The following is a 19546-nucleotide window of genomic DNA, read 5'->3' on the forward strand; positions in this document are numbered from 1 at the left end:
TCTGCGTAGCCGCTCCAAAAACATGTCCAGACCGTAACTCCAGCCGTCCATCGCGGCGTATCCAGATCCGTCGATAGTGGCGCGACTCCGCCAGTGGATATGCATTTGACGTGCCCTGCGTTGAGCAGCCCCGTTCATTGCTCGTACTACATCGATATTGGCCGGGTGGAACGTGAATGAGGCATCAAACCCTGCCAATGCATTTCTCCTATACGAACCTACGACACTCAGAATTTCTCGCCAGAGACCATAGTTTTTCGACTACGCAAGAACACGATCACTGACAGCCACACGGCTTCTACTGCTGTTATTCCAAATCGGAAAATACGCTACGAGAGGAGTCAATATTTTGCTTATATTCACCGGCTGACGAGAAGAGGATCTCTTGATCGTCTGACACGGTGACCGGGCAAGCCCCTAGATGAAGTTCAATCGCCGACTTAAACTTCCGCGCTGTTGCCATCTCACCTAGATCTTCAAACACTCTGTAATATACCAATAACGCATGGCCTAGTGGATCCTTGGATTGGGCAGAATAACCCCAGCCGCTTGTGGGATCTTCTTGAACTATTTCTTCCAAGTACGGCACTAAAGAAGATTGCACGAGGCGAATCAGCCGTTCACGGTCGCGCTTTGTGAGCAGTTGCTGCCAGGGAGCATCTGTGAGCCATCCGGTTTCTAATTCGTCTACAGCCAGGCGATTCATCTGCTCGATAGCGCGATGCCTATACAACTCGGGGAGCGCACCCTTTTTGTGGAGCCGAGCGAGTAGTAGAGGTTCAGGGGCAAGAGAAACGGAAGAGAAAAAGTCCATGAGACGCGAGGGAAGGGACGGATACACGGTGAGGAAAATGCTTAGCATCTGGTCGCTGCATTTTTCTCCCAAATAGCTAGTAGCGTCTCCGGTCCAGCATGACCCTCCCGGCCACGCTTCAAATAGGTTTGCAAGACGCACCGCCACGTCATGATAAAGGGCCGTGGGGATTCTCAGAAGTACCCCATCACCCTGATCGTCTCCTGCTGGTAGGCAGTGAGTTTGATCCAGGAGTGTCGTGTCATCCATACCGGCAAGGATTACTGACAGAAGGTGCGGCTGATCAATCAGCCACGCTGCGAAACCCTCCCGCAGGGTGGGGTGCTTGAAGGACCACGACGTCTTTCCACTTTTCTCGACTGAATGCTGCAAGAATGTTCCGGCCAGTGATGTTAATGCTCTACCCGCATCGGCGACTGTTCCTCCTACCAGCTCAATAACGTCCCTATGTGTTGCATCTAGGGCTAGTGGAGCGAGCAGTCCGTCGGGCGAAATATAGACCAGTGCAAGAGCGGCTTGAGAGGCGGCATCTAGTTGACTGTATAGATCTGACAGGAATCGATGAGGGCAAGAAATAAATGACTCGATCGATGACCGACTGAGGCGTAAGTTGCGAGTGAAGGCAGTAAGACCAAGCCGACGTGCAGCTTCAGGCCGAAACGGCTCTACGTTTGCAGCCGCTTCCAAGTGTGGTTTCATTCGAGAAATTGCCTGCGGCGTTTGATCACCAGCGGCGATGTGATTGTAGACGATCTGCTTCCGTTCCTCCTTTGTGATGTCGGCGACATCCACGCTAACTTGCTGTTCGTGCAGCAGCGGGTACGCGTAAGCCTTCAGGAACGGGCGAGCTTCATTATAAATGTAGCTGCGTGAGGTAAGGACAACGCGTGCACCACTCTTGATCGCATGCATCACAAAGGGGAGATCTCTCGCCCATTTATCGGTGAGATGCCTCTCGTGGCGCACTGCACCGAATGCGTCATCCACCCAAAAGAATTGACCTTTCTCATGCGGATTCCACCGCTGCACGAGTTCCTCGGAGCTGCGCGCCTTGATGCTCGCGCATTGCCAATTATCTGCTGCCCCGAGGGCCAACATAAGCGCGATGGAGGATTTACCAACGGCCGGCTCGCCGAGGAGGAGCACGAACCCGTGATCATTGAGCGCCTGGGCGGCTTTGCGGTACGTACTGGTGACGACGAATGTCGCAATTTGCTCTCTCGACGATTCAAGTAGTGCTAACGCTTGGCTATAAGCACGGTCGTCGAGAATTTGAGACAGGTCCCCCAAACCGTAGACGCGAGGGACAAACATCCGCAGCGACCTATTGGCTGCAATGGTGTCGCTTAGCCATTGCCCATCTAAGACAAGCGGATGTGTAACGCCACATTGAAGCAGTCGCTTCCGGATAACTTCTTCGGATGCTCCGGTCACGCGAGCATTGGTCAATAGAACATATGACTTGCAAACTCCACGCTCGACGAGGCCCCTTACCTTGTCAAACTCGTCTCTAAGCATTGAGATTGACAAGGTGGCATCTTCGCTCTTTGTATGCTTGCACTGAAGAACGAATGGCCCGGTGGGCAAGTCCTTCCGCGTGCTCATATCTGGGTGCTGCCAAGTGCCGTAGAAAGCCCCGTCCCTTCCTGCGTCATTCGAGTCCGCGAAAGTGTGGACAGATTGTCCCCATACCTGGCGGAGTACTGCTGCGGACAGGTCTTGGAAGGCACGCCAACCTAGCGTGTGCAATGCGAAGCGGGGCGAACCGGGAGCGACGACTTGCCTGGCATCCTTACTGGTCACTTTGGCCTCCCACTGACCTGCTAGGGCTCAATCACGGTTCGGCGAGCCCACTCAAAAGGAACCTACAGAACACCACTTCGTGCAGCAGTGCTGCACGAAGCAGTCCTGCATGCATTATGAGGTCTGACGGTGTTACCGGGCTGGGTATCGGGGAGGCCGCAGGGATGCTGGCCGCGCAGATCCGCTCGTTCCATGGGTTGAAGGAGGAGCAACATGTGCCAGGCCCCGTGGGGGTGGTGGCCGCGTCGAGGCTCCGTACCGGCGAAGAACGGTTCGACCATCGCCTCATTCGATCGAGGACACGACTGTGTCAAGGGACCCCGGTCCCTCACCGCATGCGTCGTGTGAAAGGTCTGTGAGCGAGGCTTGACGTGGATCGTCGTGCCGCGTTCACAGACCTGTGCTGCCATGTGACACATGGGTGATGCTGGCTGTTGGTCAGGGGCGCAGGTGGGCCAGCGGTTCCTCACCGGCGGGGTATCCCTGCTCCCGGGGGAGCAGTCCGGTAGCTGAGTCCAGTTCGCCGTCCCTGACGAGTCCGTGGATCTCGTGGGCGAGCGGAGTCACGTCGCTGATGGACACGATCCACTCGTCCGCGAAACGCGACGATGCCTCACCTGAAATCCCCAGTTGCAGCGAGCGGTGCGGCAGGGGACGCAGGTGCAGATCACGTTCGGGATCCCACTGGACACGGGCCGGTGCCCGCTTGAGGTCACGCTGCCAGGTGCCGCGATCGGGATGCAGTCCGCGAACGTAACTCGACAGGCAGGCATGGCGCAGCGCCCACTCGAAGCCGTCGCGAGTGATCTCGACAGCAAGGACGGTCTCCTGCCCCTCCTTCGTGCCCCAGCCGGAGCGATACATCATCCACATGAAACTGGGCTTGATCCACGTCATACGGCCAGGCCTCCATGCGGCGGGAAAACGGCCGTCTCGGATGGCAGGCAGTCCGATCTCAGGGGAGTACGCCTGGTAGACGGTGATCGTGGACACCGTGTGAAGCGCGCGAATCCTGTGAAGCGGTTCTTCCATGGCGTACAGCGTGGGCCCGGCCAGCTCAAGTGACCACCGATTTTCGACCCGTTGCTCGATCCGACGGAGCACGTCAGCCGCAGGCAGTTGGCAAGCCTTGACTGGATCATCATTGCCGGAATCAGTAGCTCCGCCAACAAAGGGTTTGTGAGCACGGCTTGACATGGGTCATCAAGCTGCGTTCACAGGCCCTTGTCCATCGCCGTTAGGGGATGCTGTGGGTGGTTGCCCGCGCGGACCTGAGTGCTTGGATCACTCTGGTCGAGGACGGATCGAGCCAACCGTCGCCTCGAACCTTGGCTGGCCGGGCACCTGGGCCTGGTCCGGCCTCTGAACGAGCTGTCTGGTACTTCGGACCGACAGCTCTTAGCTCTCCGGTGTCACCAGCCCGAACCGCGGGCATGGATAGCCCGCAACGGCATGTTGGGAGTGCGACGCTCGGGTGTCCTCGTCAATTTTACTCAGCGTCGCTGACTCGGTTAGCTCCCGCAGGTGTGCCTACCTCGGCCGGGTGTTGGGGATCACGGGCCTGCTGCGCGGGCGCCACGGTCCCGTCGCGAGGACCCAGGCAGCTCAACGTCTTCCACTGCTTGTTGTCACCGCGGCTCTCTCGAAGCCGCCTGTTCCTCGACTCTGCGGGCGAGAGGTTCGGCAACAGTACGACTCCCATCTCTCGCCGCGCAGTTCGTACGATCGACACGAGGTGAGGGGGCCATGGACAACTTCCAGTTGCGCAACCCATACGACTACCGGAACCCGGTGCGCGATGCCGCCGTCTTTGCCGGGCGAGGCAAGGAAGTGACGGCGATCGAGTATGAACTCGCCCAGGCGGACGTCGACCGGCCGTCAGTCTGCATCGTATTGCATGGTCCCCGTGCCGCCGGGAAGACGAGCCTGCTCTATGCCACGGAACGGGTGGCCGCGGCTGGCGGGCTGACGACCGCGAGGGTGGAGTTGATCCAGGGCGACGGGGAGCCGGTCACCTTCTTTCGCAAGCTGTACGACGAGTTGGTCCTCGCTGTCGTGACCGCGGCAGAGCAGAGCGGGAAGCCACTCCCCTTCGGCGTCTCGGCTGTACGGCGGGTCATGGCCGGAGCCGGCGACGCGGCATCGGTGTCGCCGCTGCAGTTCCCGGAGGCGGTGTCCCTCGTGGCGGCTGGGGGGCGAGTGCCGGAGGCGGCGCTGCGGACCGATCTCTCCTATTTCGTGCGGTGGCTCGGACATCCGATCGCTCTACTGGTGGATGAGGCACAGCTGATGGTCGAGGACGCCCAGGCGCTGTCGGTTCTGCGCTTTCTCGCCACCCGCGTCGACGGACTGGTCCTGGTGCTCGCGGGGACGTCCGGGCTGATCAACCGGATCACGGAAGTGCACTCACCGATCCTGCGGCAGTTCAAGGAGTTCGAGGTCAGGGGATTCGCCGAACGGGACGACGTCCGGGACTGCATCGTGCGCCCGCTGCATAGTGCCGGCGTCTTCGGATTGGGCGACGATGACCTCGTGTCCTCCTTGAGCCAACTCACGGACGGCAATCCGTACGAGATCCAGCTGTACTGCCATGAGATGTTCGCCCGTATGCAGCGCGGCCTCGCCGACGACCTGGAACTTACACCCGAGGTGCTCGAAGACATCCGGCGACGCATGGAGTCGGGCAGCCGTGACGTCCTCGACCGTCCGCTGATCCGGGCCGTGCGCGCGATGAACCCGCGCGAGCTGATCGCCTTCAACGTTCTGACATCAGCGCTGGGGCACGCGACCCCGGACGAGGCCTGGTTCGCCTACTGCATGACCGGGCCACCGGAGATCAAGCGGGCCGAGTTCGACGAGTCCAGGAACGCGCTGGTCGCGCAGGGCATCCTCGCACCAGGGCAGATCCTCCGGTTCGCCATAGACACGGAGCTCTTCGACGAGATCTACGCACGGCTGTGGACAGTCGGCATCCTCGCAAAGTCGCAGCACACCCGGGCCATCACGAGCCGGACCGACGTTCGGGGCATGCTGATCGACCAGCTCTTCGGCCTCCTTCAGGGCTTCGCCAACGAACATTTGCAGATCTACCCGACATTCGGTTCTCAGATGAACGCGGAGCACCTCGAGGAGAGCTTCCGCGCCCTGGAGACACTGCCCGGCGCCGGACCCGACAGCGTCCCAGCGGTCAGTTTCCTCCACTACGCGATCCTCAGCGCGGGCGAACCCGCGGCCCTCGACGTCACCACCCTGACCTGTACGTTCCGCAACCACACGGTTGAACGCTGGCTGTTCGCGGCGGACAAGGAAGACATCGCACTGGCGCAGACCGCTAGCTTCAGGGCGGCTTCCGACCGGATCGAGGCGCTCGGCGGTCGGCTCACCGCAGAGCAGGTTCGCCTGCCTTTGCGGTCCTGGCCAGCCGAGGACTGGTTCCAGATAGCCACGGGGGACCTGCGGACAGAGCTGGCGAAAAACCATTGCCTGGTCGCCTACGACGCGTACGAAAGCAGTGATGCCACCCGTGCCTGGACCCAGTTCCAATCGTCCTACGCTCTGCACCAGGGCTGGGAAGAGGCCAACTGCCTGGCTTACCTCAGCCTCGCCACCCGTCGCTGGAACATCGCAATCGAGTGGTCCCTTCGCGCCCTTGAGCTGGCAGACAAACCGTGGGACCGTGCGCTGAGCCACTACAACACCGCGATGGCCTACCACCTGGCCGGCGATAAGGACGGCGTGGCCGAACAACTTGCCCATTCCGCAGCGGTGTTGGACAGCATATCGATGCCCACCCACCTGATCTTCTACCTGTTGCTGCCGGATCCCGACGACACCCGCAGGCTGCGCGAGGAGAAGTCTGTCGACCTCGTCGAGGCGGTGCAACGCGCCCGTACGGCACTCGGCGTGACACAGGCCACGGACCCGCAAGACGTCCCCGATACGACGGCGCGCGTCGCTCGGCCCCCAGTCGTTCTGTCCGTGGCCACCGAGTGGACCTCCTCCCACGGCGGCCTCAGCACGTTCAACCGTGATTTGTGCGTGGCGTTGGCCGCCGCTGGCGCGGAGGTGTTCTGCATGGTGCTCGACGCCACGGGCGCGGATATCGCCGATGCCGACGAGCTAAGGGTCAAGCTCCTGCTGGCCCGCAAACGGCCGGGGGCCTCCGATGACCTGCGGCTCGCTGGCCGGCCCGAGCTGCCGGACGGAACCTTGCCCGATCTGATCCTGGGCCACGGCCGGATCACCGGGCCTGCGGCGCAGGGACTGGCCGACAATTTCTTCCCCGCCGCCCGGCGCCTGCACTTCGTGCACATGGCTCCGGACGAGATCGAGTGGTACAAACCGGCCCCGGAAGGCGGTGCGGGGCTGAAGGCTGATAGGCGCACCGGCATCGAGCGGGAGCTCGGCAGAACCGCCCATCGCGTGGTCACAGTGGGGCCTTGGCTGCACGATCAGTTCCTCGCCGAGGTCAAGAGCCCCGCAGGGCTTTCCCCGCTGCAACTCGACCCAGGGTTCGACTCCGGGCCGCCTGGAGCGGCGGATCGCGAACCGCCCAAGGGGAGGGCCCGGGTCCTCCTGCTGGGCCGCGTCGAGGACGCCGAGCTCAAGGGCGTCCCCCTCGCCGCTGCGGCCTGCGGCATGGTCGAGAAATGGTTGCAAGACGAGGCCCTGCGGGGCATCCAACTGCTCGTGCGTGGTGCCCCAGAAACCAGAGTGGACGAAACGCGCGAGAAGATCCTGGTATGGGCGAAGAGTCCTCGATTGAGTGTCGTGGTCCGCGCCTACACGACGGAGCAGGACCGCATCGAGGACGATCTGAACAGCGCCAGCTTGGTAATCATGCCGTCCCGGAAGGAAGGGTTCGGCCTGGCCGGTGTTGAGGCCATCACGCGGGTCATCCCGGTTCTGGTCGGCTCGGACAGCGGACTGGCCGAGTTGCTGCGCGACAAGCTCGGCCGGGAGCGGGCGAGCCAGTGCGTCGTCGAGCTGTCAGGAGACGACAAGAAGGACACGCAGCGATGGGCGCGGGCCATCGAACGAAAACTGCGGGACCGCGAAGCCGCCTTCAAACGGGCGGCGCAACTCCGTAAAGAACTCGCCCGACGGGTGACGTGGGCGGACGCAGCTGCTCTGGTGCTCGGCGAAATCCCGGACCAGTGAGCGGCAAGTCACCTCACTGCCCAAACGCGGCTGCGGAGACCTCTCGTTCCAGCGCCGCCCGGTGGAACTCGTACGTGCCAATGCCGGAGACCCTGATCAGCACGCAGAAGCGTTCCAATGAGGACAGTCGCCCAGCCACGTGCGGGTACTGTCGCCGCAGAAAGTGGATCGCAGCGAGGTTGGCCACCGACGTCTGCCCGGACACCAGGAACACGGGGCTGGTGGATTCCGCGGGCGTGAACTTCGCCACGAGAGCGTACTCCTGGTTGCCACGGTCGAAGAGATACTTCTCCCCGCCGACCTCTATGGCCACCGAGTTCGGTCGAGTTCCGTCGAAAGGATGGATGGTGACTCCGGGGAGATGCGCGGCGAGATGACCGCCAGTACGGATGTTGGCGCCCCCGGTGGGCCCGCCTACACAGAACTCGGTGCGATCCCCGTTGCCGCCGCGAAAGTCACCGGACTCCACGGCGACTTTGCAGCCCAACTCTCCTGCCAATAAGGACAGTTCGACCACCGCACGTACGTCCCGGTAATGCACGGTGCCGGGCGCGTTGTATTTATTGCCCAGCACTATCAGGCAGGTCTGCCCCGGCCGGACGCCGAAGAATGCCGCCCGCCGGTTCACCTCACGTATGCGCTTGGCCCGGTCCCACAACCAGACGAAGACACCGCCAAGCAGGCTGGTCACCAGCCCGAACCCGATGTTCGCGACCACCGACAGAATCGCGTCCCCCTCTCCCCGCCCGGCATCGTGTCATGACCGCGCGACCCACACCACACGAACCGGGAACGACACATCATCAGCGCAGGTAAGCAAGGACGGTAGCGGTGGCGAAGGTGACGTCGTGGCTCCAGGTGCGGCCTTCGAAATGTTCCTCGCCAACTTGCCCCTCGTTTTGCCCACATTGCAATACCCGTTCTCGTGTTTGCACTGCTGGTGGTACCCCTCCACTGTGCCGAACGTGCCGTCCTCCGATAAGGAGGACCTCGACGCGATCGTCCTGGTTGCGGTCTGTGAGCACTGCTTGACGTGGATCATCAAGCAGCGTCGGCAGACCGTATCCGTCACTCGACGGGTTCGTGCACGCTCTTCCTTCGATCAAGTGTCGGCGTACATGCCGAAGGGTCAGGCAGGTGCATGGCGCCGCGCCGCACACGATGACGATCCCGCGCCCCGTGCTACCGCTCCGGCGGTACGGCCAGCGTAGGAAGGTCCAGAGCGCGGGCGAGGGCGACTGCGACGCCAGAGCAGTGGTCCGGCAACTGCTTGGAGGCCCAATCGGCTGCCAGCGCGAGAAAGCCGGCCAGGTCGCGCTCGGCTCCGGTAAGCAGGAGACGGAGCTCAGTGGTGGGCAGCTCGATCACCGGGCTGTCGCTCTGCTCAGCATTCACGGTGAGCCGGACGATGCTGCCGAAGCGCTCCGCAATCGGTGACACAGGGTCGTGGCCGAACCCGAGCAGGCCGCCGTCGTCGACGAGCCGCTGCCAGTCGCGCCAGTCCTCCAGCCCATCGCAGCAACCGGGCAGGAAGGTGACGCCCGTGGAGTTGTCGGTGACCCGCAGACCGCCGGCCACGAACAGACAGTCGAAGGTCAGCAGTCCATGAAGGAAGGAGTCGAGTGCGGCGACCGGCCGAGGCGGACGATCACCGTCAGGGTCGACGTCATTGCAACCGGCAATGCGCATCACCGCTGTCCCGACCTCAGCAAGTGACAGCCCGCCGCTGAGCGGCAGGAAACCGAACGACTCGAACTCAGCGACAGGCCAGAGGTCGAAGCCGTCAGTAGTCGTCATCTCCAAGACGGGCTGCATCACGATCACCTGGCGCAGTGTTCCGCATCCTCCGCCCGTCGCGCCTCCCGGTTACGCCGAGCCCTCTCGCACACGCGCGGGTCACCGGTCCTGCCCATGCTGACGCAGAGCCCCGGAATGATCTCCGTGCTTCCCATGCTGCTAGTGGAAGACCACGAGGACTCACGACCCGGGAGCAGGAGCCACCTTCTCGAACACTTGCCACATAAAGGTCTGTGAGCACGGCTTGACCTGGATCAAGCCGTCGTTCCTGTGGATGATGTACCGCTGCGGCTGGGGCGCGAAGGACGGGCAGGAAACCGTCTTGGCGGTCGAGATCACCCGCGAAGGCTTCGAGTGGGCGCTGCGCCGCGCGTGCCTGTCCAGCTACGTACGTGGCGTGCACGCCGACCGGGCCACATGGCAGCGACAGGTCAAGCGGGCCCCGGCCCGCGTCCAGTGGGACCCCGAGCGGGATCTGCGCCTGCGCCCCCTGACGTACCGCTCGCTCCAACTCGGGCTCTGCGGTGAGGCCGTGCGGCGTTACGCGGACGAGTGGACGGTCGGCATCAGCGACGTGACTCCGCTTGCCCACGAGATCCGCGCGCTCGTCAGGGGCGGCGACCTGGACTCCGCGGCCCGGCTCCTGCCGCAGGAACTCCCCTACCCTGCGGCTGACGAACTACTGACCAACCTGCGCCCCTGACGAGGCACTTCACTGCGCGGCCGACTACCGGCCATGGGGCACATGGCAGCGCAGGCTCACCGGCACCGCTGTTCCCTCAATTCGGCCTCAGCCGAAATGGACAGCGTTCGCGTACTCCCCGTCCTACGATCCCCCGCATGCTGATTCGTCGGACATTACGGATGATCATCGTGCTCGCTGTGGCCCTCGCCGGTGGGGTCGGGGGTGGTGTGGGGACGGCGCAGGCGGAGGAGAGTCGATCGTCGAACGGTCGGCAGTTGCTGTTCTACAACCACTCCTACGGAGTCCTCGACCGGGAGACCGCCGACGCCATCGAACACTCCGAGTACCTGCGGGACTTCGCCAACTTCCAGGTGCGTACGACGACGGGTACCGGCGGACAGACCTGGACCGGTCGCTATCTGATGGGCCGCGAGACCTACGTCGAACTGTTCGGAGTCGGTGACCTCGCCGGCCAGGACGGCACTCTCGGCTCCGCCGGGCTCGGCCTCTCGACCGAGCGTGCGGGAGATCTGGTGACGGTCACCGAGCGGCTGAAGGACGAGGGCGTCGCCGACCCTGTCGAGTTCCTCCAGACGCGTGACTTCGGTGACGGTGTCCCGGTGCCGTGGTTCGACGCCATCCTCACCACCACCGAGTACGACGCCTTCGGGGCCTGGGCGATGGAGTACCGGCCCGAGTACTTCGCCGACCCGCGCGGCAAGACCGAGCCGGCGAGCTTCCCCGGTGACGTCGGCCGCGAGCGCTACCTGTCCGACGACTACCGCACCCATCTGATGCGTGACGTGACCTCTGTCCGCCTCGCGGTCACCGAGGCCGACCTCGCCGACAACGTGCCGCTGCTGCGGGCCGGCGGGTTCGCCGTCCGGACCCTGAGCGACGGTGGCGTCGTCGCGAAGCGCGGCGGCACCACGATTCGGCTCGACTCCGTCCCGCGCGCCCAGGCGGGGCTGCAGCGGATCGAACTGTCACTCAATCGACCCGTGAAGAACCGCCACGTGGAGCGGATCGGCCACTCGACCCTCACCGTCGGCCCGGGCAGCCACGCCGTGTGGACGTTCGCCGCCAACGGCACCAAGTAGTAGGCCGCAGGCGGTAGTCAGTGGGCGCGCCCTTGGCCAGGGCGCGCCCACTGGGGCCTGGAATTGGCGCCGGCCACTTCGGGCAGAAGCTGAACCTCACGTTCCCCTCAGCGTTTTCGCTCGGATCTTGTCTGCCCAGGTGACTCGCTGCAAGATCAGGTGACCGCGGGCGGGGGCATCACGACCGGTTGCCCTCACTCGTCTGACCCGGGGGAACCGTCATGCGAATTCCAAGAGCGGCATCGCTGCTGATTGCACCAAGTCTCGCGACGGCAGTGCTCGCGCTTGCAGTTGCCTGCGGGGCCGATCGGACGGACGCCGCAAGTGCTCCGGAGCCTGCTCCTCCCGGCACCACGGCACCCGCCACGTCTCCCAGCCCTGGACGGGACACAGCCCCGCATTCAGACCCGGACCTTTACCCGGACTCCAACTCCGTTAAGTCCCCACCCAAGTTGGACGACTCCGAGACCGTCGCCGGCCGTCAGGGTGAGACCCGTGGTGGCGGCACATTCGAGTTCGGCGAGGGCGAGAAGGGTGATGCCCTGATCATCGCCGTCCGATGCCAGGGGAAAGGGGAGATCAAGGTCTCCGTGAAGCCGGTGAACGTCGGCTTCCCGCTGGAATGCGTCGACGGCGAAGCAGGCACCACCACGAGCACCACCTACAACCAAGTGGGCGTCGCGGGCGTAGAGAAGAAAGGCACCGTCTCGGTTCTGGCGCCCTCGTCGGTGCGCTGGTCCATGACGATCGGCCGCGGCAAGCCCGCAGAAGCAGAAGCGCTCGGGCCCAAGCCCCAGCCCGGGCCTTCAGGCGAAACGGAGTAGGGCCGCACCCGCCACTCCAACTCCCGCTCGCCTGCGACCGAGTCGGAGCACTATCACTGCCCCGCTGTCACTCGCCCGCTGTCGCCCTCTCTCCGTCACCCGCCCGCCGTCACCCGCCCGCCGTCACCACTCTGAGTTCCCTGAGTGATTCGCGCAGGAAGTCCGACAGGGGGCGTTCGCCGTTGTCGCCGACCCAGCGTTCGAAGCCGACCTTGAAGACGGTTATGCCGGCCTCCGCGGTGAGGGTCGCGGCGGGGTCCTTGACGCCGCGTCGGCGGAGTGTGGCGGCGAGTGCCGCGGACAGGGACGCGAGTTTGATCAGCTCGCGCTCGCGCAGCTCCGCGTTGGCGACGATGACGGCCTGGCGCTGCCGGGAGTGCTCGTGGCGCTCCAGGAAGAGGGTGGCGACGGTCTCCAGCGTCGTGGCCATCGCGTCGATCGGCATCGCCGTGTCCGGGGTGCCGGCGAGGGTGTCCACGAAGAACTCCTCCAGCAGGCTCGAACCCCCGAAGAGCACCTCGCGCTTGTCGGCGTAGTGCCGGAAGAAGGTCCGCTCCGTCAGCCCCGCGCGCTCGGCGATCTGCGCGGCGGTCGTCTGTTCGTACCCGCGCTCGCTGTAGAGATCCAGCGCCGCCTTCTCAAGCCGTCCGCGCGCGTCCGGCTCCCATCGACTCATACCCCCGATCGTACGCGATGACAGTGACTGACATCAGGTGCTACGGTTGATGTCAGTCACTGACATCGGCATACCCGGAGGTTCTCCTCATGCGTGTGTTCATCACCGGTGCGTCCGGCTGGATCGGTTCAGCCGTTGTTCCGGAGCTCATCGGCGCCGGCCACCAGGTCGTCGGACTCGCCCGCTCGGACGCCACGGCCGCCGCTCTCGCCGAGGCCGGCGCCGAGGTGCGCCGCGGCACGCTCGACGACCTCGACACCCTGCGCGACGCGGCTGCCGAGTCCGACGGCGTGATCCACCTCGCCTTCAAGCACGACATCGCGTTCAGCGGCGGCTTCGAGGACGCCGCCCACGCGGACCGGCGCGCCATCGACACGTTCGGTGAGGCGCTCGCCGGATCCGACCGCCCGTTCCTCATCGCGTCCGGGACGCTCGGGCTGGCGCCGGGGCAGATCGCCACCGAGCGGGACGGTCAGGCGTCCGCCCCGATACGCGGCCACTCGGCCGCCGGCCCGATCAGGCGGCTGGCCAACGCGCACGCCACGGTCGCCCTCGCGGACCGCGGCATCCGCTCGTCCGTCGTCCGGCTTCCTCCGACCGTGCACGGCGACGGGGACCACGGATTCCTTGCCACGGTGGTGGCCGTCGCCCGCGAGAAGGGCGTCTCGGGCTACATCGGCGACGGCGCCAACCGCTGGCCCGCCGTGCACCGGTCAGACACCGCGCACCTCTTCCGCCTGGCGCTGGAGAGCGCTCCGGCCGGCTCCACGCTGCACGCGGTCGCGGACGAGGGCGTGCCCATACGTGCCGTCGCCGAGGTCATCGGGCGGCACCTCGGTCTGCCCTCGGCCTCGGTCTCCCCCGACGACGCGGCCGGGCACTTCACCTGGCTGGCCGCCTTCCTCGGCATGGACAGCCCCGCCTCCAGCGCGTACACGCGCGAACTGCTGGGGTGGCAGCCGACCGGGCCCGGGCTCCTCGACGACCTCGACAAGGGCCACTACTTCGCCGCCCCGTCCGTCTGACCGCCCCGCCGTTTCTGGCCGACGGAACCGCCTGACCACCGGCACCCACCCGCCTGACCACCAGCATCGGCCGACCACCGACCCCGCCGGGGGCCTGTGCCGCACCCGATCCCCCGTACACGCCAAGGGAGTTGACGCCGTCGGACGATTTCTATACTGGCCCAATGATCACCGTTCCGCTCAGCGCGCTCGAAGTGGCCATGGTTCAGACGGGTACTCCGGCCGAGGACACGTTGCGAGACACCACCGAGTTCGCCCGACGCGTCGAGGACCTCGGTTATCTACGGCTCTGGTACGCCGAGCATCACCATTCCCCGGCCATCGGAGCGTTCCCGCCCGTCGTGCTGACCGCCCACGCGGCCGCGTTGACGGCGTCCATCCGCCTCGGCTCCGGGGGCGTTCTCGCTCCGAACCACGCCCCGATCATGCTGGCGGAGCAGTTCGGCACGCTGGCCGCGCTGCACGGGGGCCGGATCGACCTGGGCATCGGCCGGGGCCCGGGTACGTTCGACGACGCCACGGCTCGGGCCCTGCGCCGCGGGGCCGGTCCGACGACGGACGACGAGTACCGCGACGACGTGTCGTCGACGCTGCGTCTCCTGGTGGACGAGGTCGGGCTGGACCCGCTTCCGGAACCATGGCTGCTGTCCTCCAGCACGGCCGGTGCCGCGCTCGCCGCGGAACTCGGACTGCCGATCGCATTCGCCCATCACATCCGTCCCGACAACACCCTGGCCGCGCTCGCCCACTACCGCGAGCGTTTCTCCCCGTCCCGCTGGTGCGCGAGCCCGCGCGTGCTGGTCTGCGTGGAAACGGTGTGCGCCGGGACGGACGAGGAGGCGGCCCGGCTCGTCGGCCCGATGGACGTCATCAAGGCCGGGCTCCTCAAGGGACAGGGCGGCATCCCCTTCCCCACGCCCGAAGAGGCAGCTGCCCACTCGTTCACCGCGGAAGAGACGCAGCTCCTGGCCGGCTTCCGCGCCCACCAGGCCCAAGGCTCACCCGAGACCGTCGCGAAGCAGCTGACGAACCTGGTGGACCTGACCGGCGCGGACGAACTCATGCTCGTAACGCCCGTCTACGCACTGGCCGACCGGCTGAGGTCGTACGAACTGGTCAAGCAGCACGTCATGATGCCGACGCCGACAGCCTAAGTCGGCGGCGGCACCGGTTCCTCAAGGCCCTGGGTCCTCAGGGACTTCGGTCGCCGAGGACTTCGGTCCTCAAGGACCTCACTCGTCCAAGACATCCACCGCCCACCCCGTCGCCTGAGGCAGGAACACATGCTCGGCCGCGTACGCCGCCATGCGGGCGTTCCTTGCCTGGGCCTCGGGGCCGTCCGGCAGGTGGAAGTCGTCGCCCGCCCGGGCGGAGTTGGCCTGCATGGTCGTGGCGGTGGCCAGGCGCCGGCGTACGTACCGGTCGAGCGCGTCGGGTACGTCGGAGGGGGTCGCACCCGTGAGGACGTCGCCGAGTACGGCCGCGTCCATGATGGCCTGTGCCGCGCCCTGGGCCTGGAACGGGACCATCGCGTGGGCGCTGTCGCCCAGCAGGGTCACCCGGCCGATGTTCCACCGCGCGAGCGGCACCCGCGTATGGATGCCGTAGCGGAACACCTGCCCCGCGCGTTCGAGGACGTCGATCACGCGGGAGTCCCAGCCGTCGAACTCGCGCAGCTGTTCGCCCGGTTCCGCCCGAGCGGTCCACGACTCCGCCGCCGTCCCGCCCTCGCCCTCGGCCTCCGCCGTGACGACGGCCACGACGTTGAGCAGTTCCCCACGACGCACCCAGTAGTGGACGAAGTGCCGGCCCGGACCGAGCCAGATACCGAGGTCGGGGAGGTCCAGATGGGCCACCTCGTCGGCCGGGAGGAGCGCCCGGTAGGCGGCGGTCTTCGAGAAGACCGCCTCGTCCGCGCCGAAGAGCCACTGCCGGGCGGCCGACCGTATGCCGTCGGCGGCCACGACCAGGTCCGCGGTCAAGCGCTCGCCGCTCGCCGTCGTCACACAAGCGGAGTCGTCGTCCTGGTCGATGCCCACGACGACGGTGTTCAGCCGCACCGACGAGGGCGGCACCGCGGCGGCCAGGGCCTGATGCAGATCGGCCCGGTGGAGCAGCAGATAGGGCGCCCCGAACGCGTCCTCTGCCTCACGCCCCAGCGCGTAACGGCAGATCTCGGCCCCGTCGGACCAGGTACGGAAGCTCACGTGGGAGGGGCGGGCGGCCTGTGCGGCGACCGCGTCGAGAAGGTCCAGCCGGCGCAGCAGGCGCGTGGCGTTGGGCGCGAGCTGGATCCCGGCACCGATCTCGGTGAACCGCGCCGCCTGCTCGACCAGCGTGACCTCATGCCCGGCCCGGCGCAGGCTCAACGTCGCCGCCAGCCCCCCGATACCCGCTCCCACGACGACCGCTCGCATGCCAGGCCCCCATGACGACCGCTCAACCCCCACGACCTCACATCGGCACGAACCCGCACCCAAGTACCGGCCATCGGTCCGCGCAGGCTATCGAAGACAACTCCCCGGTTGTACGGGGCATTTCGGCCCACGTTGTGCGCAACGACCCACGGCCGCCGAGCGCGACGGCCCGCGACCGCCGAGGGGGATGCGGGAGACGGAAAACGGAAGACGGGGTGCCGCGTACGGGACATGGGGATATGGGGACACGGCAGAGTCGCGGGCACATCAGGAGACGGCCGAGGTGGCAGCTCCGGCCCCCTACACTCGTCGCCCGTGACAGGCACAGCGGTACCGGAGCGGATCAGGCGGGCGGTTGCCGCGCTGGATGTGCGGGCCGGCGACCGGCTGTTGGAGATCGGCTGTGGTGGCGGGGTCGCGGTCGGGCTGGTCTGTCCGCTGCTGACCACGGGCACGATCACGGCCGTCGACCGTTCCGCGACGGCCACGGCACGGGCCGTACGCCGCAACGCGGACTCGATCAGGGACGGTCGGGCCACGATCGCCACGGCCGCCTTCGCCGAGCCCGGCCTGACGACCGCGGGCCTCGCCGACCGGCGCTTCGACAAGATCTTCGCGATCAACGTCAACCTGTTCTGGACCGGGCCCGCCCAGGCCGAACTGGCCCTCGCCACACGCCTCTTGGCCTCGGGCGGCGCTCTGTACGCGTTCTACGAGCCGCCGGGCGAGCGACTGGACGAACTCGCCGCGAAGGTCACCGGCACGTTCGAAGCGGGCGGCTTCGCCACGCAGGTGCTGCGCCTGTCGGCACCGGTCGTGGGCATCGTGGGCCGCCCCTGAGCGGCCCGCCCACCGGACCACGGCCCCGCCACGCCCTGCCCTGCCACGCCACAGACTCGGCACAAACGCGGCACAGACACGGCCCAACACGCTCACTCGGCACACCTCCCCGCGCCCCGCCAACTACGCTGCTCCTCGATTCAACTACCAGGCCGCGACGTGTTGTTGGAGCGGTGGTGCCGATCCTCGGGGTGCAGCTTTCATGAAGAACCTTCAGCCTTCGGATCCGTCGTCCATCGGCGGATATCCGTTGTTGAGCCGGCTCGGGGCGGGAGGCATGGGGCAGGTGTTCCTGTCCCGTACGCCGTCCGGGCGGCTGCTGGCGTTGAAGACGATCCGTGAGGATCTCAGCAGTGATCCGGGGTTCGAGGAGCGGTTCGCGCGCGAGATACGCAACAGCGACCGGGTGCGCTCGCCGTGGACCGTGACCGTCGTGGACTACAGCCCGCCGGGCCAGCGTCCGCAGTGGCTGGCCACCGAGTACGTACCGGCGCCGTCGCTCGACGAATGGGTCTCGCGGCACGGCCCGCTGCCGGAGGCCGCGGTCCTCTCGCTCGCCGCCGAACTGTGCGGCGCCCTGCAGTCGGTGCACCAGGCCGACCTCACGCACCGCGATGTGAAGCCGGGCAACGTCCTGCTGGCGCGCGACCGCCCGCGGCTGATCGACTTCGGCATCGCGCGGGCCGCCGACGACCCCCGGCACACCCAGGTCGGCGGAGTGCTCGGTTCGCCCGGCTTCCTCGCACCGGACCAGGCCGTCGGTGGTGTGCCGGCCGAACCCGCCGACGTGTTCTCGCTGGCCGCGGTCCTGGTGTACGCCGCCACCGGGCACGGCCCGTTCACGCGCCCGCAGGAGAACAACGTGGCCATGGCCGCCCTGGTCTACCGGGCCGTCCACGAGGCGCCCGACCTCCAGGGCGTTCCGCCGACCCTGGTCCCCGTACTCGCCTCATGTCTGGCCAAGGCCCCGGCCGACCGCCCCACCGCGGCCGAGCTGGGCAAACGCCTGGAGGAGATCGGCGCCCGCACCGGCAATTGGCCGGACGTCCGCCCTCCCGCCCTCGCCACGGAACTGACGGCACACGAGCAGCCGACTCACACCCTCGTCGACCCGAGGCCCGACCTCCCGCCCGACCTTCAGACCGGACTCCAGCCCGACCTCCAGCCCGACCTTCGACCCGGCTCACAGCCCCACCCGCAGCAGCACCACCACCCTCAGTACAACCAGCACCACCAGCAGACCCAGCCCCTCACGGCTCCCGGCCACGGCCCCGGCCCCGGGCACCCGGCCGCCGGGCAGACCCAGGACAGCACCCTCCTGGCCGTCCCCGGCACGCCCGAAAGACGCCGGCGCCCCCGCTGGCTGATCGTCGCCGTCACCGCGGCGGCCGCCGTCGCCGTGGCCGCCGTCTCGGTCGCCGCGTACGCAGGCATGCGAGGCTCCGGTTCCGGTTCCTCGGACGACTCCTCCGACGCCTCGAAGACACGCCCCTCGGCGTCGGCCGAGGCCACGAAGCCGACGACCCCGGCGACCCCGGTACGCAGGATCCTCCAGGCCGTGTACGACCTGGGCGTCGGAGAGTCCGTACGGACCGCCAAGACGAAACTGATCATGCAGCGGGACGGCAACCTCGTCATCACCGACAAGCAGGACCGCCCCCTCTGGGCCGCCATGACGTCCGGCACCGGCAACACCGCCCGCTTCCAGGACGACGGCAACCTGGTCGTCCACAACAGCGCAGGGCGGCCCGTGTGGGCCTCGCAGACGTTCGGCCACCCGGGAGCGGTCCTGGTCCTCCAGGCCGACGGCAACGTCGTGATCAAGGCCGGTGACGCGGTGCTGTGGGCGGCGAAGACCGTCCACTGACCGCCCGGCCCGGCCGCCGCCGATGTCGCCTACCCCTGACTCCCACTCCCGTAGGGCCGCGTAAGAATCTCCAGGTTGTGGCCGTTCGGGTCGTCGAAGTACGTGCCGCGGCCACCGTCGTTCGTGTTGATCTCGTCGACGTGGTGGTGGAAGGGGTCCGCCCAGTAGGTCAGACCCGCGTCCCTGATGCGGGCGAAGATCGTGTCGAAGTCGTCCTCCGAGACCAGGAACGCGTAGTGCTGGGGCGGGATGGGCCCGCTCACGTCCATGTAGTCGAGGGTCACGCCGTTGGGGATGTGGACCGGGACGAACGGGCCGTACTGCGGACTCACCGCCAGGCCCAGGATGTCTGCGAGGAACCGGGCCGAGGTCTTCTTGTCATGGGCGGCGACGATCGTGTGGTTCAGCTCGACGGTCATCGTGCGTACCTCCTTGGCGCGTTGCTCGCCATCGGCGACCTTTTCCTACCTGTTTCACATATCTCTTCCAGGTACCTCTTCCACGCTAGGTGCCCGTGTGACGGGTGCGCAGCCCCGGA

Annotated in this window: 15 protein-coding genes; 8 read left to right on the forward strand and 7 right to left on the reverse strand. The window is 66.4% G+C overall.

From position 1 onward, the window contains the following. Positions 1 to 307 precede the first annotated feature (307 nt). Positions 308 to 2248, reverse strand: coding sequence for an nSTAND3 domain-containing NTPase (locus JEQ17_RS17775; RefSeq protein WP_200396162.1), 1941 nt, complete (start codon positions 2246 to 2248; stop codon positions 308 to 310). Between the two features lie 807 nt (positions 2249 to 3055). Next, the gene (locus JEQ17_RS17780; protein WP_200396163.1) at positions 3056 to 3649 is read right to left on the reverse strand and encodes a DUF4291 domain-containing protein; all 594 of its coding nucleotides are present in this window, start codon (positions 3647 to 3649) and stop codon (positions 3056 to 3058) included. Positions 3650 to 4363: 714 nt separating this feature from the next. Between JEQ17_RS17780 and JEQ17_RS17785 the strand changes: the two genes are divergently transcribed. After that, entirely contained in the window at positions 4364 to 7777 is a 3414-nt protein-coding gene (locus tag JEQ17_RS17785; RefSeq protein ID WP_200396164.1) for a glycosyltransferase, read from the forward strand. Between the two features lie 13 nt (positions 7778 to 7790). Here the strand turns inward: JEQ17_RS17785 and JEQ17_RS17790 are convergent, their stop codons facing one another. Then, positions 7791 to 8495, reverse strand: coding sequence for a hypothetical protein (locus tag JEQ17_RS17790; RefSeq protein WP_234048244.1), 705 nt, complete (start codon positions 8493 to 8495; stop codon positions 7791 to 7793). A gap of 464 nt (positions 8496 to 8959) precedes the next feature. Then, entirely contained in the window at positions 8960 to 9592 is a 633-nt protein-coding gene (locus tag JEQ17_RS17795; protein WP_200401550.1) for a hypothetical protein, read from the reverse strand. Positions 9593 to 9797: 205 nt separating this feature from the next. On the opposite strand from JEQ17_RS17795, the gene JEQ17_RS17800 reads away from it, so the two are divergent. The 3 genes from JEQ17_RS17800 to JEQ17_RS17810 all read left to right on the forward strand — a co-directional run bounded on the left by JEQ17_RS17800 (position 9798) and on the right by JEQ17_RS17810 (position 12183). Beyond that, a complete protein-coding gene (locus JEQ17_RS17800) occupies positions 9798 to 10277 on the forward strand; it encodes a DUF4291 domain-containing protein (RefSeq protein WP_234048731.1) in 480 nt (159 codons plus the stop codon). A 161-nt stretch (positions 10278 to 10438) separates the two neighbouring features. Continuing rightward, entirely contained in the window at positions 10439 to 11359 is a 921-nt protein-coding gene (locus tag JEQ17_RS17805; protein WP_200396166.1) for a DUF5829 family protein, read from the forward strand. 452 nt (positions 11360 to 11811) lie between these two features. Then, positions 11812 to 12183 carry a hypothetical protein gene (locus tag JEQ17_RS17810; RefSeq protein ID WP_200396167.1) on the forward strand — a complete coding sequence of 124 codons (372 nt, stop codon included), beginning with the start codon at positions 11812 to 11814 and terminating at the stop codon, positions 12181 to 12183. 109 nt (positions 12184 to 12292) lie between these two features. Here JEQ17_RS17810 and JEQ17_RS17815 read toward each other — a convergent pair whose 3' ends face one another. After that, complete coding sequence (locus JEQ17_RS17815; protein ID WP_200396168.1) at positions 12293 to 12859, reverse strand: TetR/AcrR family transcriptional regulator; 567 nt, start codon at positions 12857 to 12859, stop codon at positions 12293 to 12295. Between the two features lie 89 nt (positions 12860 to 12948). Here JEQ17_RS17815 and JEQ17_RS17820 point away from each other — a divergent pair, with 89 nt between their 5' ends. Further along, a complete protein-coding gene (locus JEQ17_RS17820; RefSeq protein ID WP_200396169.1) occupies positions 12949 to 13884 on the forward strand; it encodes an SDR family oxidoreductase in 936 nt (311 codons plus the stop codon). 164 nt (positions 13885 to 14048) lie between these two features. Beyond that, positions 14049 to 15038 (forward strand): LLM class flavin-dependent oxidoreductase, encoded by a 990-nt coding sequence (locus JEQ17_RS17825; protein ID WP_200396170.1) that lies wholly within the window; start codon positions 14049 to 14051, stop codon positions 15036 to 15038. Between the two features lie 78 nt (positions 15039 to 15116). Here the strand turns inward: JEQ17_RS17825 and JEQ17_RS17830 are convergent, their stop codons facing one another. Next, positions 15117 to 16301, reverse strand: a complete 1185-nt coding sequence (locus JEQ17_RS17830; protein ID WP_200396171.1) for an FAD-dependent monooxygenase — start codon at positions 16299 to 16301, stop codon at positions 15117 to 15119. A gap of 315 nt (positions 16302 to 16616) precedes the next feature. Between JEQ17_RS17830 and JEQ17_RS17835 the strand changes: the two genes are divergently transcribed. Beyond that, positions 16617 to 17141 carry an SAM-dependent methyltransferase gene (locus tag JEQ17_RS17835; protein WP_200396172.1) on the forward strand — a complete coding sequence of 175 codons (525 nt, stop codon included), beginning with the start codon at positions 16617 to 16619 and terminating at the stop codon, positions 17139 to 17141. A gap of 202 nt (positions 17142 to 17343) precedes the next feature. Continuing rightward, positions 17344 to 19008 carry a protein kinase domain-containing protein gene (locus JEQ17_RS17840; protein ID WP_200396173.1) on the forward strand — a complete coding sequence of 555 codons (1665 nt, stop codon included), beginning with the start codon at positions 17344 to 17346 and terminating at the stop codon, positions 19006 to 19008. Between the two features lie 29 nt (positions 19009 to 19037). Here the strand turns inward: JEQ17_RS17840 and JEQ17_RS17845 are convergent, their stop codons facing one another. Next, positions 19038 to 19427 carry a VOC family protein gene (locus JEQ17_RS17845; protein ID WP_200396174.1) on the reverse strand — a complete coding sequence of 130 codons (390 nt, stop codon included), beginning with the start codon at positions 19425 to 19427 and terminating at the stop codon, positions 19038 to 19040. Positions 19428 to 19546 lie beyond the last annotated feature (119 nt).

The sequence above is a fragment of the Streptomyces liliifuscus genome (genome assembly GCF_016598615.1).
Taxonomy (GTDB): Bacteria; Actinomycetota; Actinomycetes; order Streptomycetales; family Streptomycetaceae; genus Streptomyces; species Streptomyces liliifuscus.

Bases quoted from the DNA above. Each gene is read 5' to 3' on its own strand.
- JEQ17_RS17820 (WP_200396169.1), top strand. From the start codon at position 12,949: ATGCGTGTGTTCATCACCGGTGCGTCCGGCTGGATCGGTTCAGCCGTT.
- JEQ17_RS17830 (WP_200396171.1), bottom strand. From the start codon at position 16,301: ATGCGAGCGGTCGTCGTGGGAGCGGGTATCGGGGGGCTGGCGGCGACG.
- JEQ17_RS17805 (WP_200396166.1), top strand. From the start codon at position 10,439: ATGATCATCGTGCTCGCTGTGGCCCTCGCCGGTGGGGTCGGGGGTGGT.
- JEQ17_RS17825 (WP_200396170.1), top strand. From the start codon at position 14,049: ATGATCACCGTTCCGCTCAGCGCGCTCGAAGTGGCCATGGTTCAGACG.
- JEQ17_RS17815 (WP_200396168.1), bottom strand. From the start codon at position 12,859: ATGAGTCGATGGGAGCCGGACGCGCGCGGACGGCTTGAGAAGGCGGCG.
- JEQ17_RS17795 (WP_200401550.1), bottom strand. From the start codon at position 9,592: ATGCAGCCCGTCTTGGAGATGACGACTACTGACGGCTTCGACCTCTGG.
- JEQ17_RS17840 (WP_200396173.1), top strand. From the start codon at position 17,344: ATGAAGAACCTTCAGCCTTCGGATCCGTCGTCCATCGGCGGATATCCG.
- JEQ17_RS17845 (WP_200396174.1), bottom strand. From the start codon at position 19,427: ATGACCGTCGAGCTGAACCACACGATCGTCGCCGCCCATGACAAGAAG.
- JEQ17_RS17780 (WP_200396163.1), bottom strand. From the start codon at position 3,649: ATGGAAGAACCGCTTCACAGGATTCGCGCGCTTCACACGGTGTCCACG.
- JEQ17_RS17785 (WP_200396164.1), top strand. From the start codon at position 4,364: ATGGACAACTTCCAGTTGCGCAACCCATACGACTACCGGAACCCGGTG.